The sequence below is a fragment of the Bacillus sp. NTK034 genome, assembly GCF_017303275.1.
Classification (GTDB): domain Bacteria; phylum Bacillota; class Bacilli; order Bacillales; family Cytobacillaceae; genus Cytobacillus.
Genome location: NZ_JAFKOJ010000020.1, coordinates 1 through 26137 on the forward strand (window position 1 = coordinate 1; position 26137 = coordinate 26137).

Below are 26137 nucleotides of genomic sequence, written 5' to 3' on the forward strand. Positions count from 1 at the left end.
GCGTGTTTCCGGCTTCACTTTTCTCCATGTTTTGAATGCTTCAACAGCAGCCTGCATCGCTTTTTCCGCAAGCTCGCGGTTTGCCTTTGAAACACGGCCCACTACTTCTTCTTTATTAGAAGGATTGATTGATACAATTTTATCTTCAGTAGAAATGCGCTCTCCGCCAATTAAAAGATCATAATCCTGGCCCAAATAGCTTTCTACAGTTTGTAAACCCTTTAAATATGCGTCACGATTTTCCTCTTCTTTAAAATTCGTGAATGGCTCATGCTTATAAGGTTGTACCATTTTTACCGCCTCCTGTGTGTACAAATATCAAACGCCAGATCGTAGCGTCCCGTTCTATAAACATGCTGGAACAAGGCCTGCTATTCTCTTAAAACGTTTTCATCCAAACACTATATTAACACGAAAATAACATATTCTTCAAACATTCTCCGCGGATGTTATATATTAACATTCATTGAGAGAAATTGCGGTTTCACTTAGAAGGATAAGGGGTTAAAGTTCCTTAGAAAAGGTTTTGGATAAAACTGTTATATAAAAATATCTATTGCTGTTATTCTTATTCTTTAGAAGGGGATATATTTTATCATTTTTACAGCAATGAACTTTTTATGGAGGCCTTATTCTTGTACCACATCCTATTGTGTCGGCATTTCCTCTATGACGACCATTTTCCTCGAGACTCTTCCTTTTTCGTCTTCATGAGCCCTCCATGACGACCATTTTCCTTGTGACTCTTCCCTTTTCGTCTTCATGAAGCCTCTATGACGACCATTTCCCTTGTGACTCTTCCATTTTCGTCTTCATGAACCCTCTATGACGACCAATTTTCTCAAACCGCTTCAAACTTCGTCGTCATGTTCACACTCCTCTTTCCTGAAATTAAAAAACCCAGAAGATGCATCTTCTGCACTTCTGGGTACCCTGGTTCTATTGATAGATATGGACAAAAGGTTCGCTTTGATCCGCTTTCCGGACTACCAGCGCTTCCGGTCCGTTAACAGATGAGATATTCACCTGGACTGAAATGTATTCAGGGAAGTGTTTCACGACAAGCCCTGTTACATATTGCGTAAATCCAATCGCTTCTGCTTTTCCATAGAATTGGATTGGGATATCAATATTAACTTCCTGCAATTGGTCCTGAGCGTAGAAAGCTTTCCCGATAACTCCATTAAAGTTCGGGAAGTAGGTTTCTACATCCTGTTTAAAGTTAAGAAAAGCCGTTAAATCATCACGATGGTTTTTTTCAGCCGTGTTTGAAGGAAAAAGGACATATTTCTCGCTGACATTTTCCCATCCGTCAAGCTTGGTGCTTCCTTTGTCTGCCGTAGCGTATGCAAAGAAGCTTCCAGGCACAACCGAAGTTCTTGCTTGCTGTTCAAACAAAGCAATGGTTACCGGCACATCCTTCAGGCCCTTGATTTGCCGTACTCTCTGCAATACTTCTTCAGCTAGCTTTTTGCCTTCTCGTTCAATGACATCTTGGTCAATCTTTGATTCGAAAGTGGCACCATATTGTTCCTTTTGGTAATAATGGACAGAGTTCATGGCAAGGCCAATGACAACACCGCCGAGCCCCACTTTCCCATCATCATTTTTCAGCAAATAGTTGTGTTCAAGAATATGGGCAAGGTAGATCGGGCTTTTTTCATTGTTTTTATCAATATCTCCACCATCGGCAATCATTGGATTTAAGCCGATATTGTCTTCTGCCTTCATCTTGCGTTCCTTCAGCTGATCCTCGGTGTATTTGCGGTTTAGCCAGGCCTGGACAGTGCCTCTTTTTAGAAACTGTCCTTCCTGGAATAAGTATTTATCAGGATCAAACGTGTTTTGCGCAACTCGCATAAGTCCTGTCTCAAATTCATTGATATCATATTTGGTGCTTACATTATTGACCACGAGACCTCTGGATTCACTTGGTTCAAAAGGCAGCAGTGTTCGATAATACTTGTCAGAAATTTTATAGTTCGGAATGATTGCCTTATCCTCTTCGTTCTTGTCCTCCTGAACCACTTCCTCCTGCTTATTAAAATTAGGCGCACAGCCTGCTAGCAGAAGGGTTAGGGATAAAGCAAACATCATTAGTTTTTTCACGGAGCTTACACCCTCTTACTTATTTAATTCTTCAACCAGTCTCTCCTCGTTCCAAACCTCTACTCCAAGCTCCTGGGCCTTCGTCAGTTTGGATCCAGCGTCTTCTCCGGCGATTACAACATCTGTTTTCTTGCTGACGCTTCCGGATACTTTGCCGCCAAGCGCCTCTATTTTTTCTTTTGCTTCATTTCGGCTCATTATTTCAAGCTTTCCTGTCAGAACCACTGTTTTTCCTGCAAAAAAGCTATCAGAGTTTTCGGCTGTAACAGGTTTTGGTCCATTATAAGCCATGTTGACCCCAGCTGCTTTCAGCTCCGCAATCAGTTCATGGGCTTCTTCCTGTTCAAAGAAAGATACGATGGAATCAGCCATTTTTTCACCAATTTCATTGATTGCTGTTAAATTGTCCCGGGATGCTTTTTCAAGTGCTTCCATCTGGCCAAACTCCTGGGCCAGCGTTTTGGCTGCCTTCGCGCCAACATGGCGGATTCCCAGACCAAATAGAAGCTTTTCCAACGAGTTGCCCTTGGAGTTTTCAATAGCCTGAATGAGGTTATTTACTGACTTTTCACCCATCCGCTCAAGCTGGATGAGCTGTTCATACGTTAATTTATAGATATCTGCCACATCTTTAATCAGATTTTCGGCAAATAATTGGCTGATTACCTTTTCACCTAGGCCATCAATGTTCATGGCGTTACGGGAAACAAAGTGAATAAGGCCTTCCCTGATCTGGGCCGGGCACTTTGGATTAATGCAGCGCAATGCCACTTCACCATCAAGGCGGACCAGCTCGCTTTCGCACTCAGGGCAATGTGTCGGCATGCTAAAATCCTGCTCCTCACCCGTTCTCCTGTCAGCCAGTACATTTACAACTTCAGGGATAATATCTCCTGCTTTTTTCACAACGACCTGATCGCCAATCTTAATATCTTTTTCGCGAATTAAATCTTCGTTGTGCAGGGACGCCCTTTGGACAGTCGTTCCGGCAACACGGACAGGCTCCAGAAGTGCAGTTGGCGTAACTACGCCAGTTCGCCCCACACTTAATTCAATATCCCTTAATGTGGTAACAACCTCTTCTGCAGGGAATTTATAAGCAATGGCCCAGCGTGGGCTTTTTGCCGTAGTGCCGAGCTGCTCCTGTGATTCCAGTGAATCGACTTTAATAACGATGCCATCAATATCATAAGGCAGATTTGGACGTTTGTCAGTCCATCCCTGTACATATTCAATGACTTCCTCAATGCTTTCGCATCCTTTGCGTTCTTTATTCGTTTTAAATCCAAGGCTATCCAGATAATCCAGGCCTTCGCTATGGGATACCACGCTTGTATCCCCTGCATTCGCTATGCCGTAGACAAAAATATCGAGATTACGCTTTGCCGCCAGACGCGGATCGAGCTGTCTTAATGAACCCGCTGCGGCATTCCTTGGATTTGCAAAAGCCTCTTCCCCATTTTCCTCTTTCACTTTATTCAGCTTCTCAAAAGAACGCCTTGGCATAAATGCCTCCCCGCGAACTTCCATTGTAACACTCTCTTTCAGCCGGAGAGGGATGGAGCGAATAGTCTTTAAATTCGCTGTGATATTTTCACCGATTGATCCGTCTCCGCGTGTGGCGCCGAGAATAAAAAGCCCGTCCTCATAGCGGAGGGAGACAGCCAGTCCATCGATTTTCAATTCGCATACATAAGAAACATTTTCACCTGCACCCTGTCGGACACGGCGGTCAAAGTCTCTTAGGTCCTGCTCGCTGAAGGCATTTCCCAAACTGAGCATCTGTGACTGATGCTCCACCTTTTCAAACATATCCAGGATTTCCCCTCCAACCCGCTGTGTTGGAGAATCTTCTGTTTTCAGCTCGGGAAATTGCTCTTCAAGCTCAATAAGGTCTCTCATCAGCCTATCGTATTCAGCATCTGGAACAGACGGCTGATCAAGAACATGATACTCATAATTATACTGATTCAAAAGGTTGTGCAGATCTTTCACCTTTTTTTCTGCCAATTGAAGGTCCATACATTCAACCCTTTCTATAATCCTTTAAAAGATGCCTGGCAGGCTGCTCTCAAGGCTAGGCCTTTGTAATAGGTGCAAATTTGGCCAGCAGACGTTTTATGCCAACCGGTTTCGGGAACGCAATATCCAGCTCTGTTCCTTCGCCGGACCCTTTTACACTGACAACTGTACCTGTACCCCATTTTCCGTGCTGGGCTTTGTCGCCGACTTTCCAGTCAATTTCATCTCCGCCTGTATTCGATGCAGATGGACGAACCACAGCTTTCCGCTGAGGCTGTGCTCCCCTTGAAGCAGAAGGAGATCCAAACGGGGATGATCCGAATGGAGACGGCTTTTTAGCAGGGTCAAGCCCATCCAGCAAATCAGCAGGAATTTCTTTGATAAAACGGGATGGCGGATTCATATTCGTGCGTCCAAATAAAGTACGCATTTGTGCATTCGTAATGAAAAGCTCTTCTTCTGCCCGCGTGATTCCCACATAAGCAAGACGGCGCTCTTCTTCCATTTCAGATTCTTCCATTAGAGAACGGCTGTGAGGAAATACACCTTCTTCAAGACCTAGTAAAAAGACAACAGGGAACTCAAGCCCTTTTGCTGAGTGAAGGGTCATAAGAACAACTGATTCAGTTTTTTCCCCATCATCATCCAATTTATCAATGTCAGCCACAAGAGCCAGATCAGTCAAAAATGCGATAAGCGATTTATCTTCGCTGGCTTCTTCAAAGTTTTTCGTAACAGACAGGAATTCATCAATGTTTTCCAGACGGCTCTGTGCTTCAATGGACTTCTCGGCAATAAGCATATCGCGGTAGCCTGATTTCTCCAGGAGCTCTTCCACAAGTTCTGTCACAGATAAGTATTCCTGCATTTGTGTATAGTTTTTAACCAAATCCCTGAATTCAATGGCCCCTTTTGTAATTTTCGGGCTCAGCCCAATCAGTTCAATAGACTCCAGGGCTTCAAACATGCTCATCTCGTGAAGCTGTGCAAAGTTGGCGATTTTATCAACCGAACCGGAGCCGATTCCGCGTTTTGGGACATTGATAACACGCTGAAGGCTGATATCATCATCCGGATTTGCAATCAGACGCAGGTAGGCAAGGATATCCTTAATTTCTTTGCGGTCGTAGAACTTGATGCCCCCGACGATAGAGTATTCAATGTTCGACTTAAGCAGTACCTCCTCCATTACACGGGACTGTGCGTTTGTGCGATACAAGATAGCAATATCCGAAAAGCTTCGCTTGCCGCTGCTGATGTATTCTTTAATTTTGCCTAAAACAAACTGGGCTTCTCCCTGCTCGCTGTCGGCACGATAATAGAAGATCTTATTGCCTTCTGCGTTTTCGGTCCAGAGGTTTTTTGGCTTTCTATTGAGGTTCTTGCTGATGACTTCGTTCGCTGCCAGCAGAATCCTTTTTGTTGAACGGTAATTTTGTTCAAGCATAATAGTCTGTGCATTCGGATAATCCTTTTCAAATGAAAGGATGTTGGCTATGTCCGCACCGCGCCATTTATAGATAGACTGATCAGAATCACCGACCACACACAGATTTTTAAAACGGCTTGCCAAAAGCTTGACCAGCATGTACTGCGCTCTGTTCGTATCCTGGTACTCATCCACATGAATATACTGGAATTTGCGCTGATAATATTCAAGCACTTCCGGCACTCTCTGGAACAGCTGAATCGCAATCATAATAAGATCATCAAAATCAAGCGCCTGGTTGCGTCTTAGCCTCTTTTGGTACTCTGTATATACATCACTTGCAACCTGCTGAATATAATCACCTGCTGTTTTCGCATACTCTTCAGGGGTGATCAATTCATTTTTTGCCGAGCTGATGGAACCCAGGATAGCACGCGGATCAAATTTCTTTGGATCCAGGTTTTTATCCTTTAGGATTGATTTAATCACCGATTGCTGATCTGTTGAATCCAGAATCGTGAAATTGCGGTTATAGCCAATACGGTCAATATCTCTTCTTAAGATACGCACGCACATGGAGTGGAACGTCGAAATCCAGATTTCATCTGCTGCTCCGCCCATCATGTTATGAATACGGTCACGCATTTCACGGGCTGCTTTGTTTGTAAAGGTAATTGCCAGAATATTATAAGGGTTAACACCCTTTTCTACCATTAAGTAAGCAATCCTATGAGTAAGCACTCTTGTCTTTCCGCTTCCCGCTCCTGCCATTATAAGAAGTGGTCCATCGGTTGTTTTTACTGCATTTTGCTGCTGCGGATTCAGTCCGTTCAATAATTTATCCGTTAAAAATTGCATTTCTTCTCTTCACCACCATAGAAACATATGTTCTTAAATTCTATTTTATCTTGTTTGCTAACCATCAGCAACCTATATTAAGCACGAGCGGCTTGGACTGTGGCCAATGCAGCCTGCAGATCATCATAAATAACATTTCCGACCACAATGACGTCCGCGTGCACTGCCATTTGACTTGCCTGCTCTGCATTGACGATGCCGCCGCCGTAAAATAATACGGTTTCTTCCAGCGTATTTTTCACCGCTGCGACCACTTCAGCGTCTCCATACTTTCCGCTGTATTCCAGATAGAAGATTGGCAGGCTGAACATCTTTTCAGCCATCATGGCATATGCTCTTACCTCATCCAATGATAAATCTGTCCGTGAATTGGTAACGTGTGCCGCTTTACATTCTTCATTCAGGATGCAATAACCCTGAACTAAAATTTCTTCCCAATTCATGATATCCCCATATTCTTTTACAGCCTCCTGATGAAGTCCTGTAATCCACTTTACGTCCCGGCTGTTAAGGACTGTCGGGATAAAGTATAAGTCAAAGCCCGGGGTAATTGAATCAATGGTCGAAACCTCCAGCACACAAGGGACTGTATATCGGCGGATGCGGGCCATTAAATCCAGCACCTTTTCCAGTGTGACTCCGTCCGTCCCGCCCACAATAATCGCGTCTGTTCCAGACTCACAAATCATTTCCAGGTTTTCATCTGATATATTTTTATCCGGATCGAGCTTAAAAACGTGGCTCCATTCGCGAACATCATACATGCAAAATTGCCTCCATTCTATCATTCCATTTCATCATTATATCATTTAAGATTGGGAATAAAAAAGAAAAGCAGGAAGTCTTTATGAGGTGGAAAAAATTAATAGGGAAGACAAAGAAAAAAACCGCGGGAACAGCCCCATCGGTTTAAGCAAAAGGAATATTTACGCTTTTTCAGCTTCTTCTTCTTTTATTCTTTCCAGTGCCATTTCATAAGCATCATTTCCATAGTTGAGGCATCTTTTCACTCGGGAAATGGTTGCCGTGCTTGCGCCCGTTTCTGTTTCGATTTTATGATATGTTTTGCCTTCACGAAGCATGCGTGCTACTTCCAGACGCTGAGCCAGAGACTGTATTTCATTTACTGTGCATAAGTCATCAAAGAAGCGATAGCACTCTTCCAGGTCATTTAAAGATAAAACAGACTTAAATAACTGATCCAGTTCTTTGCCTCTTAGCTTATCAATTTGCATATATTTGCATACCCCTTTATTGTCATAATTTTTTATTAAATTTTGCTGCATGAATTCTGCCCGTTGATTTAAATATAACAACAGATTTTTAATTTTTATTTTCAAAGGAAACCGTTTGCTCAAGGCCCGGGCTTGATGGCACGATGTTGATCCAGGTCTTTCCTGGCACTAGGCCAGCCTGTTTACTATTCAATATAGGCAGAATTCGCCCGTCTATATTTTTCCAATCTACTTCTGTTACTTTCCCTTTTTGCAGGAGATACCCTTTTCCCCCAGAAGTTAAGTTAATATCACGGCGGCCCGCGCTGTCAACCACTTTATGGTCTGCTTCTGCAATGAAGATGTTATCAAGCAATGCAGGTTCGCCGGATTTGTAATCAGCTGTAAGTTCGCCATTGGAATACCTTTTGTATTTCTCCAGTCCCGCGTCATACTCATAGATGACATTGAATAATTCATTGTCCAAGTAAGAGATCATGGCAGAGTCAGCATCCACGCCCTGAATAGCCTTTGCTTCATCCTTCGACAGAAATTCCAGAGATTCAGGTTCGTCTTCCATCGCATAATTTTTTTCTTTTGCACCCTTCAGCACATTTTCGAATGAAATATAGGAGTTGTGAGGAGCCTGGCGGAAGCTTTCCCTTTTAAACAATGTACCGTCATACTGCATTCCATTCAGATTATCAATATAGCCCTGATCCAGCAATTCTTTAGCTTCCGGACTATAGCCGTGGGCAATATAGAGGCCATCATAGCCTTTAGCCAGCTCAATATAATAATCCCTTGAACTTCTGACCGGCCCTATCATTTCAGGCTGCTCGCTTTGAAAAATAGCAAGGAAACGGGTCACATCCCCTTCTGCCAGCATTTCATAGACGACATCAGCCTGGTTAATCCCGGATTGAGGACGGGCTTTCGGATGATTATTGATCATCACCGCTACAGCCCTTCCATCCACCTCGGCCTCTGACCCTAAGCCTGTGAGAGGATAGTGAAATGGAAGTTCTTTTTCAGAATTGATCCCTTTTGTAGCCTCTTCCGCTTTTTCCGTATCCTGCTTTTCAGGCTCTTCAGCTTTTTCTTCTTTACTGCAGCCAGAAACTAAAAGAATTGCCGCTGCTGATACAGCTATCCATCTTTTTAGCATTTAGCACCCCTGTGTTTTTTGCTTTGATGCAGTTTCTATGTTAGCTCCACTGAGCAGTTTTTATATCTATTATATAGCATCACTTTTATATTTTAACGCATTATCGTTGGAAAGAGTACCGTTTTATTCATTACATCATACATTCCCTGCTGAGTAATCCTGATATAAGGGAGATGCGTTGAAGAGAAAAAGAGCAGCGTATACATTGGATCTTCATGTCTATAGCCATGATCACGCAGACAATGAACAAGCTGTTTTTCTTCCTCCATTAATTCCTCAACATTTTTATGCGACATCACACCCTTTAAGCGGAGTTCCATCTCCTGGACAATACTTCCCCCTTCTGATATGACAATGCCCCCGCCAATTTCTTTCAGCCGGTTAAAAGCATTAAGCATTTCCTGTTTGCTTTTTCCAATTAAGATAATGTCACCGGTATTGGAAAAAGAACTTGCCATTCCATCCAGGCTCTTCGAGAACCCTTTTAGTACCGTATTTATGCGCCAGTGTCCATTCCGGTCAACAAGCATGAAGAAACATTCATCATGGTCTTTCTCCAGTTCTTCGGATGATACATCAATCGTGATTGAATATGGCTTAGTAATAACTGCATTCTCAAGTTTTATCCCGAAAGGCATGGAGAATTGCATATCATCAGCAGTCAGCTCCCATTCAATATCCAGCGGTTCAAAGCCGTATTCTCCCCATTCTACAGGTTTATAGGCGTGCAGGTTTTCACCGTCTCTTTTCACCCACTCCCCTTTAGCAATAACAGATAATGGAGTTGGTTCTTTTTCACAAGACAGGAAATTAATATTGGCCACCCTTCCTGTCGCAATGGAGCCATGCAAATAATCGATTCCATAATGGCGGGCCACATTTATGCTGGCCATATTATAAGCATCGATAACCGGCACTCCTTTATCCATGGCAATGCGGATCATATGGTCAATAATTCCCTGTTCATAAAAGGAGGAAAAGGAACCGTCTGTTGTAAAGATCATCCGATCGTATTGATCAATGCCGATTTCATGCATCTCGTCCAACAAAACCGGCAGATCGGGACGGATGGAAGAATATCTGAGAGATACGGTATATCCCTGTAAAAGACGATTATAAACGTCTGTTCCCGTCATTGACTCATGGTCGCAATCAGCACCAAGCAGCATGAGCTTCGCCAGCGTTTTTTCAGATGCCCCCGGAAAATGGCCTTCAATCTTTTTCCTCATCCGCTTTGTCTCCTGAATCCAATGAAGCATCATATCGTCGCCATCCAAAAGCTTTGGCCAGCCAGTGAGCTCTCCTCCCTGAAGCACAGCATCATGCTCAAGCCATGATTTAACATTCCCGTGCGAAAATACGGATTCTTCATGCTGGATTTCCGTTTGGGCATCAAATCGGCACCACCAATAGGTTGTTGCAGGCATGTTTCTCATTTCCTTCAGGAAAGAAAACGCTTTCTTTTTATCCTGCTGTAAAGCAAGCACCATATTGTCATTGATCAAGGTTGTTGTACCAAACTGCGATGCATAGCTCGCCAGGGAATGGGGATTATATAATTGAAATGGATGGGCATGCGGTTCAATATATCCAGGAACCAGCGTGAGCCCCGTACAATCAACGACTTCACACTGTACTATTTTTTCCGGCAGTTTTTCGCCCACATAAACAATACGGTCGCCATAAATCCATATATTTGCTGTTATCCATTTGCGAAGTGCCTGATTCAGATAACGAGCGTTCTTTAGTAATATCGTCGGTGACAGTTTTCCGTCCAATACGGAAACGTGTTCACGCAAGTGCCTGTTTTTCCAACGGTAACGCTGTTCCAGCACCATACTCCCTCCCTTGTTGATATCTATATATAAAAGACTCTGTTTTTAGAATAAAATCAATGAGTGAAATGGCTTTAAACCAATAAAGAAAGCCCTTTCATTTCTCCTGTTTTACTATAGTAACATATTTCACTGTTTAACGCATTAAAGAATCAGTAAAAGATTGTAAAAATTTTGTGAAAGTAGTGAGAACTATGAATGTTAAACCAAATATCGGCATTGTAAATGCCCTAGTACGCATAACAGTCGGATTAACTGTCTTAGCCTGGAGCACTTCAAAGCTTGTGAAAAGACCTTGGCGGGACTCTTACCTCATGATGGCCATGCTGGGAGGCATGAAGGTGGCAGAGGGAATTGTCCGCTTTTGCCCTTTGACAGCTCTTTTTGAAAAAGGCCAGGACAGGGTTCAGGAAATGAAAAAGCAGGAAGGCAATCACAATAATGATGAGGCGGTTGAGGAAATTCTGCCATATAATCCATCTTAGATTTCTTTAAAAAATCCAGCTCCCTATATGGGGGCTGGAAAATTGAAAGGAGCTGACAATATGTTTTGGGAATACGTAATGGATATGACATTCGTCCTCGCAGCAATAATTGGAAGCATTGTAGCACTACTGTTTGTGTATATCCGGAAGACTAAGAAAGGACGTGCGCGATAGCTTTATCGGCAATATCTTTGCGGAAGAATACACCTTCACACTGAAGATTTTCAAGCTCGGAATATACCTTTTGCTGTGCTTCTTTCAGAGTAGGAGCTTTAGCGCCTGCCAGCAGCACGCGGCCTCCATTTGTCACATATTCACCTGAACTGTTTCTATCAGTCCCGGCATGGAATACGGAGACATTTGTAAGTGATTGAAGCCCATTCAGGACAGCTCCTTTTTCATAAGCTTCAGGGTAGCCTTTAGACGCAGCAACCACTCCGACGATTGCTTCCTTATCCCAATCGATTTCAGGCTGTTCCCCATTTAGGACTGCCAGCATTACTCCCGCCAGATCCGACTTCATGCGGGGCAAAATCACCTGTGTTTCAGGATCTCCAAAACGGGCATTAAATTCAATTACCTTCGGGCCTGCTGCTGTTTTGATTAGACCTGCATACAGAATACCGGTAAAACTTCTGCCTTCCTGAACCATTGCTTTTGCTGCCGGCTTCAAAACTTTTTCCACACCTGCTGCAACTGTTCCATCACCAATATGCGGTACCGGTGAATAAGCCCCCATTCCGCCTGTATTCGGTCCCTGGTCTCCATCGTAAGCTCGTTTGTGATCCTGGGCAATTTCAAGCGGAATCACTGTTTCTCCGTTCACAAAGGCCATTAGGGAAAATTCTTCGCCTTCAAGAAATTCTTCAATTACGACCGTTGAAGATGCTTGGCCAAACTTTTCATTTAATAATAGCTCCTTAATCCCGGACAAGGCTTCCTGCATAGTCATGGCTACTATTACGCCTTTTCCGGCTGCAAGTCCATCTGCTTTCAGAACAATGGGAGCGCCTTTTGCTTCAATATAGGCTTTCGCTTCATCATAGCTGCTGAATACTCCATATTCTGCAGTAGGGATAGCATATTTCTTCATAAGCTCTTTGGCAAAGGACTTGCTTCCTTCAATTTCGGCTGCTGCTTTTTTCGGTCCAAATACCTTTAACCCTGCTTCTTCAAAACGGTCAGCCAGTCCCTCAAGCAACGGTACTTCCGGCCCGATCACAGTCAATTCTATTTCATTATCCTGAGCAAACTGCACAAGTTTTTCCTGTTCATGTTCCTGGATGGCAACCAGCTGAGCTGAATCTTCCATTCCCGGATTTCCTGGAGCCGCAAAAACCTGTTTCACTGAAGGGCTTTGATTCATCTTCCAGCAAATTGCATGCTCTCGGCCGCCTCTTCCTATAACCAATACCTTCATTACGCCCACCTCCGTAAAAATGTCAGCTATAATAGCAAGGCCTCTGATCGAGGCGCTTCCGCTTTTCGTATTGTCCAGCTCCAGCGCCTAGGGGCTCGAGGTCATAAGCCAACCTGCCAAAAAGGTAAAGGCCACCTTTCCGACAGCTCGTCTTATGCTTGAGGCTCCCAGGATGGGAGTCATGCAGACGTTGCCACAGGACGTGGCGTTCTTAGTCTGCGTTCCTTCCTGATCGAGGCGCTTCCGCTTTTCGTTTAATGTTTAAAATGACGTACGCCTGTAAAGACCATTGCAATGCCGTACTCATCAGCCATTTTGATGGAATCCTCATCACGGATTGAGCCTCCCGGCTGGATGATGGCTGTGATGCCTGCTTTGGCTGCCGCTTCAACCGTATCGTTCATTGGGAAAAAGGCATCGGATGCCATTACTGCTCCGTTCGCTTTTTCACCGGCTTGTTCAAGTGCAATTTTGGCAGAGCCTACACGGTTCATCTGCCCGGCACCGACTCCAAGTGTCATGTTTGCATCATTTACGACAATGGCATTGGACTTCACATGTTTGACAACTTTCCAGCCCAGATTCAGTGCTTTCCACTCTTCTTCCGTCGGCTCTCTCTTGGTCGCAACTTTTACATCTGCATTATCAAGGGTGAATAGATCATATTCCTGCGTCAGCAAGCCGCCTTCAATAGCGGACAATCTCATCTCCGCTTTCTTTTTGCCTTCAAAAGGAATAGTCAGCAGGCGCAGGTTCTTTTTCCCTTTTAAAATCTCAAGTGCTTCATTTGAGAAGGAAGGTGCAATGATGATTTCAAGGAAGATTTCATATAGCTTTTTCGCTGTTTCAGCATCTACTTCCCTGTTCAGGGCAATAATGCCGCCGAAGATAGATACAGGATCCGCCTCGAAAGCTTTTGAAAAAGCTTCGAATACATTTTCCCCAGTCCCCACTCCGCAAGGATTCATATGCTTAACAGCAACTGCTGCAGGCTCTGAGAATTCTTTTACAATTTGGAGAGCTGCATCTGCATCATTGATATTGTTGTAGGATAATTCCTTGCCGTGAAGCTGTTCAGCGTTAGCAATCGAAAATTCAGATCCAAGCGGCTTACGGTAAAAAGCTGCCTTTTGATGCGGATTCTCCCCGTATCTCAATGTTTGCTTCAGTTCATACGTAACCGTTAATTTTTCAGGTGTTTCTTCATTTGCCAAATCTGTCATATATTCAGCGATCATCGCATCATAGGCAGCAGTATGGCGGAAAACCTTTGCAGCAAGTCTGCGGCGGGTTTCCTTTTGAACCTCTCCGGTTTCTTTTAGCTGTGAAAGAACTGTTTCATACTCGGCCGGATCCACCACAACTGTTACATAGTCATGGTTCTTGGCGGAAGCACGAAGCATTGCCGGGCCGCCGATATCAATATTCTCAATTGCATCTTCTACTGTCACATCTGGCTTAGCGATGGTTTGCTGGAACGGATACAAATTCACGCACACAACCTGGATAGGCTGGATTCCATGCTCCTCAAGCTGCTGTTTGTGGCCTGGCTCGCCATGCTTAGCCAGCAGCCCGCCATGAATCATTGGATTTAAAGTTTTCACACGCCCTTCCAAAATTTCTGGAAAGCCTGTCACATCACTTACGCCGATAACGGGGACTCCACTCTCTTCCAGCGCTTTTTTTGTACCGCCTGTTGAGATAATTTCAAACCCCAGTTCGCTTAACTGCTGGGCAAATTCTGTTATGCCATTTTTGTCGGAAACACTGATTAATGCACGTTTCTTCATGTTCGCTCCCCCTTACTCTGTTGAATGATATACTTTAACACTCTACCATTTTAGCATAGAAAAGATTTTGCAAAACCTGCGGATAAAGTCTGTGCTCGACTTCATGTATCTTCTTTTGAAGGCTTTCCAGCGTTTCACCCGCACTTATATCAACTGGCGCTTGAGCAATAATCGGCCCAGTATCCATACCTTCATCGACAAAATGAACCGTCACACCGCTTACCTTCACATTGGCAGACAACGCCTGGCCAATTGCATCCTTACCTGGAAAAGCTGGAAGAAGAGAAGGATGGATATTAATAATCCTGCCTTCAAACTCTTTCAAAAGCGTCGGGCCAATTAGTCTCATATAGCCTGCGAGAATAATATACTCGGCTCCATTCTCCTTCAGCCTTTGCAAAATCGCTCTTTCATACTCTGCTTTGCCAGCATAGTCTTTAGCTGAAAAAACAAACTGCGGAACTTGTTCGTTTTGTGCACGTTCAATGCTGTATGCACCTGGCCGATCACAGACAAACAAGACAATCTCAGCCTGCAACTCACCTTTTTTTACAGCATCGGCAATGGCCTGAAAGTTCGTTCCGCTTCCGGAAGCAAACACTGCGATTTTTTTCATGACTTCCTCCAAGTTACAGAATTTCAATTCCTTCCTGATCTGTTACTGTCCCCATTAGATAGGCTTTTTCTCCAATTTCATTAAAATAGGCGATCAGTTCATCAGCATTATCTTTATCCGCTGCAATCACCATGCCTGTTCCCATATTAAAAATGTTATACATTTCTTTGCGTTCCAGTCCGCCGATCTTCTCCATAATCGTGAACACAGGGGGCACCTCCCAATTGCTTTCACTAAGCTGGGCACCAAGACCTTCAGGCAGCATGCGGGGGATATTTTCAATAAATCCGCCGCCGGTAATATGTGCCATGCCCTTCAGCTGGAACTGCTTCATAGCTGATAGAAGCGGCTTTACATAAATTTTTGTAGGGCGAAGCAGCTCTTCCCCTAAAGTGCAGCCTAATTCTTCTACATGATCTGTTAGGGACAAATTCGCCTTTTCAAAAAACAGCTTTCTGACAAGTGAGTAGCCATTGCTGTGAATTCCGCTGGATGCAAGACCAATCAGTACATCTCCAGCTTTAATTTCGGAACCATTAATCAGGCTGGATTTTTCACAGGCACCGACCGCAAAGCCGGCAAGGTCATATTCTTCTTCACTGTACATGCCAGGCATTTCGGCTGTTTCACCGCCTACGAGTGCACATCCAGCCTGTTCGCATCCATCCGCAATACCTTTCACAATCGCTTCAATCCGTTCAGGCGCCGCTTTTCCGCAGGCGATATAATCCAAGAAATAAAGAGGTTCCGCTCCCTGAACGACAATATCATTTACACACATGGCGACCGCATCAATCCCAATAGTGTCATGTTTATCCATCATAAAAGCCAGCATCAGCTTCGTGCCGACACCATCTGTACCTGATACTAAAACCGGTTCCTTCAGATTAAGTTCAGATAGATCGAACATGCCGCCAAATCCGCCCAAACCGCCAAGCACACCAGGACGAATCGTCTTTTGTACATGCTTTTTCATGCGGGAAACTGCTTCATAGCCAGCTTCAATATCTACTCCGGCCTGTTTGTATGCATTTGCCATTCCTTTTCACCTCATATTTGAAAAGCGCAAGCGCCTTGCTCACCCCCGACACCTCGAGGGGGCAGGCGCTGGAGCTAGACAATTATCGTTATTCAAAGTTACTTTTTTAATCAATAAAGGCCGATTTTGTATTTTATCGGCCAACATTGTGCTTTTACCGGTCAAAAATGATGATTTACCGGCCAATTCTTTATATTTACCGGCCAAAAAGAGCAAAATACCGGCCAAGTTTCATATTTATACTTTTTCATAAGGATGCAAAGTGCTCGGATAAATCTCCGTCGGGTACTGGCCTGTAAAGCATGCCAGGCATTGTCCATCTTTTCGGCCGATTGCTTTAACCATGCCCTCTGTACTTAAGAAGGTAAGTGTGTCCGCACCAATGATTTCTCTTATTTCCTCAACAGAGTGATTGCCTGCAATCAGTTCTTCCTTTGTGGATGTATCGATTCCATAGAAGCATGGATTTTTAATTGGCGGTGAGCTGATAAGCACATGCACTTCTGTAGCTCCCGCTTCTTTCAGCATTGTGACGATCCGTCTGCTTGTTGTTCCGCGGACAATTGAATCATCCACCATAATGACCCTCTTGCCTTCTACAACTCCGCGTACCGGAGACAGCTTCATTTTTACGCCTTGCTCACGAAGCGACTGCGATGGCTGGATAAAAGTCCGGCCCACATAGCGGTTTTTTATCAAGCCCATCTCATATGGAATGCCTGTAGCTTCAGCATAGCCAATCGCGACAGAGATGCTTGAGTCAGGTACGCCCGTAACGACGTCCCCTTCAACTGGCGCCTCAAAGGCAAGCTGCTTTCCAAGGTTTTTCCGGGCTGTATGAACGTTGATCCCGTTGATATTACTGTCCGGACGGGAAAAATAAACATATTCCATTGTGCACATTGCAATATTAGAGGCCATTGCAAACATTTCAGAACGGAATCCATTGTCGTCAATAATCAGCAGTTCTCCTGGCAGGATATCGCGGATATACTCTGCACCGACAACATCAAAAGCACATGTTTCAGAAGCAACCGCATAAGCATCGCCAATTTTGCCAAGTGAGAGCGGCCTCATGCCGTTCGGGTCCAGCGCCACCATCAGCTCTGTTTCGGTCATGATCAGAAAAGCATATGCTCCTTTAATCATGGATAGCGCATTTTTCACTCGGTCCTTTAGGGAAGAGAAGCCTGCACGCTTAATTAAGTGCGCCAGCACCTCTGTATCCGAGCTCGTTTGAAAAATGCTTCCCTGTCCTTCAAGCTGATGCTTCAATGCAGTCGCATTAACCAGGTTTCCGTTATGGCAAAGTGCAAGACTGCCGCTTTGTGAGTTGAATAGCAGAGGCTGGACATTTTCATATCCGCCCCCGCCGGCAGTCGCATAGCGTACATGTCCGATTGCTGCTTTTCCTTCCAGTTCCTTCATGGCATCTGCTGTGAAAATTTCCGTTACAAGCCCCTCACCTTTAATGCCTTTCAGCTTTTTGCCATCGGTAACAACCATTCCTGTGCCTTCCTGGCCGCGGTGCTGCAGACTATGAAGTCCGTAATACGTGATCTGGGAAGCATCCTGATGCCCCCAGACTCCAAAAACACCGCACTCTTCATTCAGTCCTCTTATTTCAGCAAGCATGGGATAGCTCCTTTCCAGGCCTGCTTTAGAACGTCAACTTGTTCGGCAAGCAATAGGCCCTCTTCATTGGAGATATAAAGTATAGGTGCTTCTGTTACTTCACCGATTAGTTTCGCATCTACTAAACTTTCAAACGCTTCCTGGTTTTCTTTTTTTACAGATAGCAAGAAACGGGATTGTGATTCACTGAATAGAGCTGAAGTCGCATTTCCTGTTACCTTGATATCCGCTCCCAGACCTTTTGAACCGATCAGGCTTTCCGCAGCTGCTACTGCTAAACCGCCTTCTGCCACATCATGGGCAGATGCTACAAGTCCCGAACGAATGGCTTTTAAAATTTGTTCCTGCGCCTTTTCTTCTTTTTCGAGATCAAGCTCAGGCGCTTTTCCGAAAATCTTGCCATATGTCATCTTCTGCAGCTCACTGCCGCCGAACTCATCCTTTGTTTCGCCAACCAGATAAATAAGATCACCAGATGCTTTAAAGGATTGTGTTGTCACATGATCAATGTCATCTACAAGCCCGACCATTCCAATGACAGGCGTTGGGTAAATAGCTGTTCCGTTTGTTTCGTTATATAAAGAGACGTTTCCGCCGATAACTGGCGTATTTAATGTGCGGCATGCTTCACTGATTCCGTCTGCCGCTTTTTCGATCTGCCAGAAGATTTCAGGCTTCTCCGGATTTCCGAAGTTCAGATTATCTGTGATTGCCAAAGGCTGACCGCCGGAGCAAATGATATTTCTTGCTGCTTCAGCCACAGCAATTTTTCCGCCTGTTTCAGGATCAAGATACATATAACGCGAATTACAGTCTGTCGTCATGGCCAATCCTTTGCGGGTGCCGCGGATGCGAATGACTGCAGCATCTGATCCAGGTGCCACTACTGTATTTGTGCGGACCATATAATCGTACTGGTCATAAACCCATTCTTTGCTGGCGATTGTCGGCTGCTGGAGGAGCTTTACCAATGTTTCTTTATAATCTTCAACCCCAGGAATTTCATTTTCCATTGACTGGAATTCACGGTAATATTCCGGCTCGCTTGATGGCTTATGATAAACTGGTGCATCCTCTGCTAGCGCATCCACCGGCAGCTCAGCTACCACTTCTCCCTGATGCGTCAGGCGGAGCATTTTATCATCTGTTACCTTTCCAACAGAAACTGCTTCCAGGCCATATTTGGAAAATAAATCAACGATCTCCTGCTCGCGTCCTTTTTTTACGACAATCAGCATTCTCTCCTGAGACTCGGAAAGCATCATCTCATATGCAGTCATGCCTGTTTCCCTTTGAGGAACAAAGTCAAGATTCATTTCAATTCCGGATCCCGCTTTACTCGCCATTTCAGCAGAAGAGCTTGTCAAACCGGCAGCTCCCATATCCTGAATGCCGACAAGTGCGTCAGACTGTACCAGCTCAAGACATGCTTCCAGCAGAAGCTTTTCCATGAATGGATCCCCAACCTGGACAGCCGGGCGCTTTGTTTCTGATTGGTCTGTTAATTCTTCAGATGCAAAAGTAGCCCCATGGATACCGTCACGGCCAGTTTTTGCACCAACATACATGACTGTGTTGCCTACTCCGTGGGCCAGGCCTTTTTTAATATCCTTATGGTCGATTAAGCCGACACACATAGCGTTTACAAGCGGATTTCCTTCATAGGAAGAATCAAACTGAACTTCTCCCCCAACTGTTGGAATGCCGATGCAGTTTCCGTAGCCCGCAATGCCTGCGACTACTTCTTTAAAAAGGTACCGTACACGAGGAGAATCCAATTCTCCAAAGCGTAAAGAGTTGAGGAGTGCGACCGGTCTTGCGCCCATTGAAAATACATCGCGGATAATCCCGCCGACACCTGTTGCTGCCCCCTGGTAAGGCTCGATTGCAGACGGATGGTTATGGCTTTCAATTTTAAAAACAACTGCTTGCCCGTCGCCGATATCAACAATTCCAGCTCCTTCCCCTGGTCCCTGAAGCACTTTCTCTCCTGTTGTTGGAAATTTGCTTAACACGGGCTTTGAGTTTTTATAGCTGCAATGCTCTGACCACATAACCGAAAACAAACCGATTTCTGTGTAATTTGGCAAACGCCCGATAATCTTTTCAATCATCGCAAATTCGTCATCAGACAAACCCATTTCTTTGTATACCTTCTGTGCCTTTAACTGTTCCGGACTTGGCTCAAGCATTAACGACATGTGCTTCCCTCCATTGTTTTACGATTGATTGAAAAAGTTTCAGGCCATCTGCTCCCCCTAAAAGCTCATCAACGGCTCTTTCAGGGTGCGGCATCATGCCGAGTACATTTCCTTTTTCATTGACAATGCCTGCGATGTTTTCCAGGCTGCCATTTGGATTCGTTCCATTGTAAGTAAAAACGATTTGGTTATTTTTCTTCAATTCAGCTAGAACAGCTTCATCACAATAATAGTTTCCTTCACCATGGGCGATCGGAATATTAATTACTTCGCCTTTTCCGTATGCAGATGAAAACATAGTTTCATTGTTTTCAACCTTCAACTCAACTGTGCGGCAGATGAATTTCAGGCTGTCATTTCTTCTCATCGCCCCTGGCAAAAGACCCGCTTCCAATAAAATTTGGAATCCGTTGCAGACGCCCAGGATTGGCTTTCCTGCTTCAGCCGCTTTCACAACTTCTTTCATGACATTACTGAAGCGTGCCACAGCACCCGAACGAAGATAATCTCCGTAAGAGAAACCGCCGGGAAGAAGAATTCCGTCATATTCGTCTAAGCTTTCCGCGTCATGCCAGACATATTCGGCTTCCGCTCCGAGCTCATCCTTTACAGCATGGTACATATCGATGTCACAATTGGATCCTGGAAATACGATCACAGCAAACTTCACTGAGCAACAGCCTCCTCAATTTCAAAGCGGTAATCTTCAATCACTACATTAGCTAATAAGCGCTCACACATTTCCTTCACAGCTTCTTCAACAGGACGGTCGCTTTTTTCCACTGTCAGTTCCATGTATTTTCCAATGCGCACATCAGACACTTCGCTGTAATTCATGGAATGCAGAGAATTTTTTACAACTGTTCCTTGAGGATCTAGAACACTTTCTCTTAATGTGACGAAAACTTTTACTTTGTACATACTGTTTGGCCTCCCAGTCGCGCTAAAATATTTTCATATGCATCTGTTAAATTTCCAAGGTCTCTGCGGAAAACATCTTTATCCAGCTTTTCATTTGTTTCAATATCCCAAAGCCTGCAAGTATCCGGCGAAATCTCATCAGCCAGCAGAATTTGGCCTGATTCATCTTTACCAAACTCCAGCTTAAAATCTACTAATTTAATGCCAAGGCCATTGAAAAAATCTCTTAAAATGTCATTAACCTGAAGTGCCTTTTCCTGTAGTAGGGCTACTTCCTGCTTATCAGCCAGCTGAAGAACTTCAATATGATCTTCTGTCAGCAGCGGATCACCGAGCTCATCATCTTTGTAGTAGAACTCAACAATCGGTCTCGATAATTCTTTTCCTTCTACAACTCCCAATCTCTTAGAAAAGCTCCCCGCCGCAACATTGCGGACCACTGTTTCGAGCGGAATGATATCCACTTTTTTTACAAGCTGCTCTGTCTCTGAAAGTTTTTCAATAAAGTGAGATTCTATTCCCAGGTCATGAAGCTTTGAAAAAAGCAAACTCGTAATCTCATTATTCAAACGGCCCTTGCCGCTGATGCTTGCCTTTTTCTCACCATTAAAGGCTGTTGCAGAATCTTTGTATTCAATCCAGACGGTATTTCCATCGTTTGTCTGATAAACCTTTTTGGCTTTGCCTTCGTATAACAATTCTCCTTTTTCCATAGCGGAGAGCCTCCCTTATATGAATAGCGCATGTCTGCTAGACGTTATTATTAAGAAGATTGGGAATTTTCCCGATAATAAAGAGGTAAAGACTGCTCTTTACCTCTTTATTTTTTTATAATCCTAGACGGTCAAAAATGGTATCCACATGCTTAATGTGGTAGTTATAGTCAAAGCAGTCATCAATTTCTGCTTCAGAAAGCTTGGAAGTTATCGTTTCATCCTGCTCGATCAAGCTGCGGAATTGTACTTGCTTTTCCCATGCTTCCATGGCCCGCGGCTGAACAGTGTCATATGCCTCTTCACGAGTCATGCCCTTGTCAATCAAGGCTAGCAGAACACGCTGAGAGTAAATCAGCCCTAACGTACGGTCCATATTGCGTTTCATGTTTTCAGGGAAAACTGTTAAGTTCTTTACGATATTCCCAAAGCGGTTCAGCATATAGTTCAGTGCAATTGTAGCGTCAGGCAGAATGATTCTTTCAGCTGATGAGTGGGAAATATCCCGCTCATGCCATAATGCCACATTTTCATACGCAGTCATCATATAGCCGCGGATCACTCTTGCCATACCAGTCATATTTTCTGAACCAATTGGATTGCGTTTATGCGGCATCGCTGAAGATCCCTTTTGGCCTTTCGCGAAAAACTCTTCCACTTCACGCGTTTCGCTTTTTTGCAGACCGCGGATCTCCGTAGCAAATTTTTCTATTGAAGTGGCCACCAGCGCAAGCGCACCCATATAATGTGCATGACGGTCACGCTGAAGTGTTTGCGTTGAAATTAGCGCTGGCTGGATGCCCAGCTTTTCACACACATATTTTTCAACGAACGGATCGATGTTTGCATATGTTCCAACTGCACCAGAGATTTTACCGAATTCCACACCAGCAGCTGCTTCTTTAAAGCGGTCAAGATTACGCTTCATTTCTTCATACCATAATGCAAGCTTTAAACCGAATGTAGTTGGCTCAGCATGCACCCCGTGCGTACGGCCCATCATCACTGTATGCTTGTGTTCCTTTGCTTTGTTTTTCAGGATTTCCACAAAGCGTTCAATATCTTTAAGAAGGATATCATTCGCCTGCTTGATTAAGTAAGAAAGCGCCGTATCAACCACATCTGTTGAAGTAAGCCCGTAATGAACCCATTTGCGCTCCTCGCCAAGGGATTCAGATACCGCGCGAGTAAAAGCGACCACATCATGTCGTGTTTCCTCTTCGATTTCTTTTATGCGGTCAATATTAAAAGAAGCATTCTCACGGATTTTCTGAACATCTTCTTTCGGAATATCTCCTAATTCTGCCCAAGCTTCACAAGCAAGAATTTCTACCTCAAGCCAAGCCTGAAAGCGGTTCTCTTCTGTCCAGATAGCTCCCATTTCCGGTCTCGTATAACGTTCAATCATGTTTTATCCTCCGATCTTTTCCTTCACAGGGGTCCAAATGCCGCTTTTTTCTGCTTCTTCGATCGCCTCTTCGGCTGAGTTCCGCAAAAGCGTGACATGGCCCATCTTGCGTTTATATTTGGCATCCTTTTTTCCGTACAAGTGTATCTTCCAGTCATCCAATTCAGGTATTTTCTTAATTAAAGGCTCCTGGTGCTCTCCTAGTATGTTTACCATAACCGCCGGTTTTAATAGCTCCGTGCTGCCAAGGGGCCAATTGCAAACCGCACGAATGTGCTGTTCAAACTGGGAAGTTTCGCAAGCTTCAATTGAATAATGGCCTGAGTTATGCGGACGAGGCGCAAGCTCGTTAATGTAAATCTGTCCGTCTTTTGTCAAAAACATTTCGACAGCCAATGTACCGACAAGACTTAAAGCTTCTGCCAGCTGGTTTGCTGCATTTACTGCCCGTTCCTCAGCATCAGCTGTGATCATGGCCGGCACAATTGTCTGGTGCAGAATGTTTTCTTTATGGACATTTTCCCCGACAGGGAATACCGCTTTTTCTCCCGAAATATTCCGGCAGATAATAACCGATATTTCCTTTTCGAAAGCTATCCATTTTTCAAGGACGCACACGCCATTCCCAAGAAGCTGTGCAGCTTTCTTAATATCCTGCCCTCTCTTTATCACAACTTGCCCTTTTCCGTCATATCCGCCTCTCGATGTCTTTAATACTGCTGGATAGCCAAGCTTTTCTATATTATCATAAATGTCTTTTTCAGTAGTAATGACCGCATATGGCGCTACCTCGCAGCCAGCTCTTTGGATGGCTGCTTTTTCCTTTGTCCGGTCCTGGGTGATCTCCAGCACCTCGCTCCCCTGCGGGACATACGCATTTGCACACAGCCACTCAAGAGCTTCCGCACTGATATTTTCAAATTCATATGTCACAACGTCACTGACGTCAGCTAACTCTTTTATAGAATCTAAATGACCGTATTCGCCAATGATTTTAATATCCGCAACCTGTCCGCATGGAGAGTCTTCATCTGGATCCAAAACGGCAATCCTGAAGCCATTTGCTTTTGCTGCCAGTGCCATCATTCTCCCGAGCTGTCCCCCGCCAATAATTCCAATTGTTTGTCCAGGTAAAATCGTTTTATTAGACAAGTTCATCACTGCTTTCTAGTACTTCCTGTTTTGTTTTATCTCTTTTTGACTGAAGACGTTCTGCAATGGCTGCATCAAAAGCGCCAAGAATTTGTGCTGCCAGCAACCCTGCGTTAGTAGCTCCTGCTTTTCCAATCGCAACCGTTGCAACAGGGACGCCGCCGGGCATCTGAACGATGGACAGCAATGAATCCAGTCCGTTAAGAGCTTTTGATTGCACTGGTACTCCAATGACAGGAAGTGTCGTTTTCGCCGCTACCATACCTGGCAGGTGTGCCGCTCCTCCAGCACCGGCAATAATTACCTTGATTCCTCTTTCTCTTGCCTGCTCAGCATATTCAAACATAAGATCTGGAGTCCGATGAGCTGAAACAACCTTTTTTTCAAAAGGGATTTCAAGCTCTTCCAGAATTCCGCAAGCGTGCTTCATGGTCTCCCAATCTGATTTACTTCCCATTATGACTGCTGCTTGTGCGCTCATTCCTTCTCCTCCAAATCTTCCAATATAAAAAACCCGCACAGACCCTTCTCTTAAAATGAGAGAAAGTAATCTGTCCGGGCTAAAAAGAACCGTAAGGAAGACACCTGCAAACGGCAGGAACCATTCCTTCTACATGCCGGGCATATCAGCTTTCCCTCATAGTCCAGCAATTTACGGTTGCCGGGTAGAAACTTATGGGCCCTATTCCCATTATTATACGAGGGGTTTATTCACGTTTTATTAACTACCACCATATTAACAACATACCTGATACTCTGTCAATCGAAATATCGAACAATACTAAAAGTCAGACAATTAATGTTCGTGTTTTAATTATCGATTAGTTTTGCTTCAAAAACTATCTGCCTTCCAGCCGGTTCATATTCGACTTTACCGCCTGTCTTAACTTCTTTAAATATAGGCTTCTCAGTCCTTCTAACAGGTATATATCCTGCCTTTTGTATCCTGTCCAGGCACTGGTCAATCGTTTCGTTTTCCTGGACCTCAAACACCATTTTGTTCTTGGCTTTGCTCATTGAGATAACTTTCCTCTCTTAACAGATTTCACCCAGAAGCCTCCATGAATTGTTTTTGGCTCATAAGCGATGATGAAGGCCTTAGGATCCAGTTCTTTAATCGTCTGATAAAGCTTTAATTCATATTTTCTCGGTGTCAGGATCTGCAGTGCCATCCGATCGCCTTCAAGTCCGTTAGCTGCCCAGTTTGTGACACCATAGCCTTTATCTCTTAAAGCCTTTGGAAGATCCCTGTCATATTCCTTTGTAATTACATTTACCGTAATATAGCCAAGAGCAAGCTTCTCTTCAATTTTCATGCCGACAATAACGCCAATTCCATAACCGACTGCATAAGCAATCAGATTTTGTATTTCATTTAGGTTATCCAGAACTAGCCCCAGTCCAATTACATAAATGACAACTTCAATTGTACTTATAAAAGCTGCAAGGTACCTTTGTCCCTTAAGCGTCAGAATCATCCTGATGGTGAAAAATGATACATATACAATATTAATGATCAAAATAATGGCGACCATTATAAAACTGTTCTCCAGCAATGCAAGTCCTCCTTTATGGGGAATTAAAAGGCCCATGGGTGTCCTCTCCCCATTAAGTCCCTATTGTACAAAAGAAATGGGCTTTTGATAACCTTTTTTCGAAAATTGGATTCTTTATGAATAGGTTATCCTTTTTTGAGTGGGATGAAACGGCTGAATTATGCCTGAATTCGTTGAAGCTAAATGAAGGAGTGAGGTTCTAAAAATATATATCAAGCAGGTTTTGAAGTATATCTAGTATGTATTGGGTTTTATCTAACATGTCTAGAAGTTTATCTATCAGGTTTTCACTTTTATCTAGCATGTTTCGGAGTTTATTTACATTTGGCGCAATTTATATTTGGAGAGAATAGATTTGACTATTAAAACAGACGGTGATATAAGGAGTGGCGCATATCATGAAAAAGTGGCGCATTTGTTGACCGATGTGACGCATATATCTATTTTCTATTAAAAAGAAGAGTCCCAATAAAATATTGGGTACCGTAACTCATCCAAGCACACAAAAAAGAGCACCCATCAGGTGCTCTTTCATATGCCCGGCAGCGTCCTACTCTCACAGGGGG

Annotated in this window: 24 protein-coding genes and 1 riboswitch; of the genes, 2 read left to right on the forward strand and 22 right to left on the reverse strand. The window is 44.1% G+C overall.

Annotated features, from left to right (window positions below; genetic code table 11):
- The 8 genes from JI665_RS27670 to JI665_RS27705 form a co-directional block, all read right to left on the reverse strand.
- On the reverse strand, positions 1-291 hold a 291-nt coding region (locus tag JI665_RS27670; RefSeq protein WP_206846103.1), incomplete at its 3' end, for an aldehyde dehydrogenase family protein.
- A 648-nt stretch (positions 292-939) separates the two neighbouring features.
- Positions 940-2109 (reverse strand): CamS family sex pheromone protein, encoded by a 1170-nt coding sequence (locus JI665_RS27675; protein WP_206846106.1) that lies wholly within the window; start codon positions 2107-2109, stop codon positions 940-942.
- Positions 2110-2124: 15 nt separating this feature from the next.
- Entirely contained in the window at positions 2125-4131 is a 2007-nt protein-coding gene (gene ligA, locus JI665_RS27680) for an NAD-dependent DNA ligase LigA (protein WP_206846110.1), read from the reverse strand.
- A 55-nt stretch (positions 4132-4186) separates the two neighbouring features.
- Positions 4187-6418, reverse strand: coding sequence for a DNA helicase PcrA (pcrA, locus tag JI665_RS27685; protein ID WP_206846112.1), 2232 nt, complete (start codon positions 6416-6418; stop codon positions 4187-4189).
- A gap of 77 nt (positions 6419-6495) precedes the next feature.
- On the reverse strand, positions 6496-7182 hold the full coding sequence (locus tag JI665_RS27690) for a heptaprenylglyceryl phosphate synthase (RefSeq protein ID WP_206846114.1): 687 nt from the start codon (positions 7180-7182) through the stop codon (positions 6496-6498).
- 162 nt (positions 7183-7344) lie between these two features.
- Entirely contained in the window at positions 7345-7653 is a 309-nt protein-coding gene (locus JI665_RS27695; protein WP_206846115.1) for a YerC/YecD family TrpR-related protein, read from the reverse strand.
- A gap of 88 nt (positions 7654-7741) precedes the next feature.
- Positions 7742-8800, reverse strand: a complete 1059-nt coding sequence (locus JI665_RS27700) for a DUF3048 domain-containing protein (protein WP_206846117.1) — start codon at positions 8798-8800, stop codon at positions 7742-7744.
- 92 nt (positions 8801-8892) lie between these two features.
- A complete protein-coding gene (locus JI665_RS27705; RefSeq protein ID WP_206846144.1) occupies positions 8893-10635 on the reverse strand; it encodes an adenine deaminase C-terminal domain-containing protein in 1743 nt (580 codons plus the stop codon).
- Between the two features lie 194 nt (positions 10636-10829).
- On the opposite strand from JI665_RS27705, the gene JI665_RS27710 reads away from it, so the two are divergent.
- Together JI665_RS27710 and JI665_RS29175 are read left to right on the forward strand one after the other, a co-directional pair.
- Positions 10830-11120, forward strand: a complete 291-nt coding sequence (locus JI665_RS27710; protein WP_206846118.1) for a YgaP family membrane protein — start codon at positions 10830-10832, stop codon at positions 11118-11120.
- Between the two features lie 84 nt (positions 11121-11204).
- A complete protein-coding gene (locus JI665_RS29175) occupies positions 11205-11294 on the forward strand; it encodes an EYxxD motif small membrane protein (protein ID WP_349769560.1) in 90 nt (29 codons plus the stop codon).
- On the opposite strand, the gene purD is transcribed toward JI665_RS29175, so the two are convergent.
- The 14 genes from purD to JI665_RS27785 form a co-directional block, all read right to left on the reverse strand.
- Positions 11272-12540 (reverse strand): phosphoribosylamine--glycine ligase, encoded by a 1269-nt coding sequence (gene purD / locus JI665_RS27715; protein WP_206846119.1) that lies wholly within the window; start codon positions 12538-12540, stop codon positions 11272-11274. The two genes, JI665_RS29175 and purD, sit on opposite strands and share 23 nt — an antisense overlap.
- 254 nt (positions 12541-12794) lie before the next feature.
- Positions 12795-14330: a bifunctional phosphoribosylaminoimidazolecarboxamide formyltransferase/IMP cyclohydrolase gene (gene purH, locus JI665_RS27720; protein WP_206846120.1), complete on the reverse strand. Its 1536-nt coding sequence runs from the start codon at positions 14328-14330 to the stop codon at positions 12795-12797.
- A gap of 34 nt (positions 14331-14364) precedes the next feature.
- Positions 14365-14946 carry a phosphoribosylglycinamide formyltransferase gene (gene purN, locus JI665_RS27725; protein ID WP_206846121.1) on the reverse strand — a complete coding sequence of 194 codons (582 nt, stop codon included), beginning with the start codon at positions 14944-14946 and terminating at the stop codon, positions 14365-14367.
- Between the two features lie 13 nt (positions 14947-14959).
- Positions 14960-15985 (reverse strand): phosphoribosylformylglycinamidine cyclo-ligase, encoded by a 1026-nt coding sequence (gene purM / locus JI665_RS27730; RefSeq protein ID WP_206846123.1) that lies wholly within the window; start codon positions 15983-15985, stop codon positions 14960-14962.
- 237 nt (positions 15986-16222) lie between these two features.
- Complete coding sequence (gene purF / locus JI665_RS27735; RefSeq protein WP_206846124.1) at positions 16223-17620, reverse strand: amidophosphoribosyltransferase; 1398 nt, start codon at positions 17618-17620, stop codon at positions 16223-16225.
- Entirely contained in the window at positions 17605-19821 is a 2217-nt protein-coding gene (gene purL, locus JI665_RS27740) for a phosphoribosylformylglycinamidine synthase subunit PurL (protein ID WP_206846126.1), read from the reverse strand. The genes purF and purL overlap by 16 nt, the downstream gene beginning before the upstream one ends.
- Positions 19805-20491: a phosphoribosylformylglycinamidine synthase subunit PurQ gene (purQ, locus tag JI665_RS27745; protein ID WP_206846128.1), complete on the reverse strand. Its 687-nt coding sequence runs from the start codon at positions 20489-20491 to the stop codon at positions 19805-19807. Before purQ ends, purL begins: the two co-directional genes overlap by 17 nt.
- Positions 20488-20742 carry a phosphoribosylformylglycinamidine synthase subunit PurS gene (gene purS / locus JI665_RS27750; RefSeq protein ID WP_009336741.1) on the reverse strand — a complete coding sequence of 85 codons (255 nt, stop codon included), beginning with the start codon at positions 20740-20742 and terminating at the stop codon, positions 20488-20490. Before purS ends, purQ begins: the two co-directional genes overlap by 4 nt.
- On the reverse strand, positions 20730-21455 hold the full coding sequence (purC, locus tag JI665_RS27755; RefSeq protein WP_206846130.1) for a phosphoribosylaminoimidazolesuccinocarboxamide synthase: 726 nt from the start codon (positions 21453-21455) through the stop codon (positions 20730-20732). The genes purS and purC overlap by 13 nt, the downstream gene beginning before the upstream one ends.
- Before the next feature lie 115 nt (positions 21456-21570).
- Positions 21571-22863, reverse strand: coding sequence for an adenylosuccinate lyase (gene purB, locus JI665_RS27760; RefSeq protein WP_206846133.1), 1293 nt, complete (start codon positions 22861-22863; stop codon positions 21571-21573).
- Positions 22864-22866: 3 nt separating this feature from the next.
- Entirely contained in the window at positions 22867-24015 is a 1149-nt protein-coding gene (purK, locus tag JI665_RS27765) for a 5-(carboxyamino)imidazole ribonucleotide synthase (RefSeq protein WP_414635286.1), read from the reverse strand.
- On the reverse strand, positions 24008-24496 hold the full coding sequence (gene purE / locus JI665_RS27770; protein ID WP_206846136.1) for a 5-(carboxyamino)imidazole ribonucleotide mutase: 489 nt from the start codon (positions 24494-24496) through the stop codon (positions 24008-24010). The genes purK and purE overlap by 8 nt, the downstream gene beginning before the upstream one ends.
- Before the next feature lie 139 nt (positions 24497-24635).
- Positions 24636-24737: riboswitch (purine riboswitch) on the reverse strand.
- Between the two features lie 88 nt (positions 24738-24825).
- Complete coding sequence (locus JI665_RS27780) at positions 24826-25032, reverse strand: NETI motif-containing protein (RefSeq protein WP_206846142.1); 207 nt, start codon at positions 25030-25032, stop codon at positions 24826-24828.
- Positions 25029-25607 (reverse strand): DUF2179 domain-containing protein, encoded by a 579-nt coding sequence (locus JI665_RS27785; RefSeq protein WP_414635287.1) that lies wholly within the window; start codon positions 25605-25607, stop codon positions 25029-25031. Before JI665_RS27785 ends, JI665_RS27780 begins: the two co-directional genes overlap by 4 nt.
- Positions 25608-26137: the final 530 nt, after the last annotated feature.

Bases quoted from the DNA above. Each gene is read 5' to 3' on its own strand.
- ligA (WP_206846110.1), bottom strand. From the start codon at position 4,131: ATGGACCTTCAATTGGCAGAAAAAAAGGTGAAAGATCTGCACAACCTT.
- pcrA (WP_206846112.1), bottom strand. From the start codon at position 6,418: ATGCAATTTTTAACGGATAAATTATTGAACGGACTGAATCCGCAGCAG.
- JI665_RS27690 (WP_206846114.1), bottom strand. From the start codon at position 7,182: ATGTATGATGTTCGCGAATGGAGCCACGTTTTTAAGCTCGATCCGGAT.
- JI665_RS27695 (WP_206846115.1), bottom strand. From the start codon at position 7,653: ATGCAAATTGATAAGCTAAGAGGCAAAGAACTGGATCAGTTATTTAAG.
- JI665_RS27700 (WP_206846117.1), bottom strand. From the start codon at position 8,800: ATGCTAAAAAGATGGATAGCTGTATCAGCAGCGGCAATTCTTTTAGTT.
- JI665_RS27710 (WP_206846118.1), top strand. From the start codon at position 10,830: ATGAATGTTAAACCAAATATCGGCATTGTAAATGCCCTAGTACGCATA.
- JI665_RS29175 (WP_349769560.1), top strand. From the start codon at position 11,205: ATGACATTCGTCCTCGCAGCAATAATTGGAAGCATTGTAGCACTACTG.
- purD (WP_206846119.1), bottom strand. From the start codon at position 12,540: ATGAAGGTATTGGTTATAGGAAGAGGCGGCCGAGAGCATGCAATTTGC.
- purH (WP_206846120.1), bottom strand. From the start codon at position 14,330: ATGAAGAAACGTGCATTAATCAGTGTTTCCGACAAAAATGGCATAACA.
- purN (WP_206846121.1), bottom strand. From the start codon at position 14,946: ATGAAAAAAATCGCAGTGTTTGCTTCCGGAAGCGGAACGAACTTTCAG.
- purM (WP_206846123.1), bottom strand. From the start codon at position 15,985: ATGGCAAATGCATACAAACAGGCCGGAGTAGATATTGAAGCTGGCTAT.
- purF (WP_206846124.1), bottom strand. From the start codon at position 17,620: ATGCTTGCTGAAATAAGAGGACTGAATGAAGAGTGCGGTGTTTTTGGA.
- purL (WP_206846126.1), bottom strand. From the start codon at position 19,821: ATGTCGTTAATGCTTGAGCCAAGTCCGGAACAGTTAAAGGCACAGAAG.
- purS (WP_009336741.1), bottom strand. From the start codon at position 20,742: ATGTACAAAGTAAAAGTTTTCGTCACATTAAGAGAAAGTGTTCTAGAT.
- purC (WP_206846130.1), bottom strand. From the start codon at position 21,455: ATGGAAAAAGGAGAATTGTTATACGAAGGCAAAGCCAAAAAGGTTTAT.
- purB (WP_206846133.1), bottom strand. From the start codon at position 22,863: ATGATTGAACGTTATACGAGACCGGAAATGGGAGCTATCTGGACAGAA.
- purE (WP_206846136.1), bottom strand. From the start codon at position 24,496: ATGAGCGCACAAGCAGCAGTCATAATGGGAAGTAAATCAGATTGGGAG.
- JI665_RS27780 (WP_206846142.1), bottom strand. From the start codon at position 25,032: ATGAGCAAAGCCAAGAACAAAATGGTGTTTGAGGTCCAGGAAAACGAA.
- JI665_RS27785 (WP_414635287.1), bottom strand. From the start codon at position 25,607: ATGGGCCTTTTAATTCCCCATAAAGGAGGACTTGCATTGCTGGAGAAC.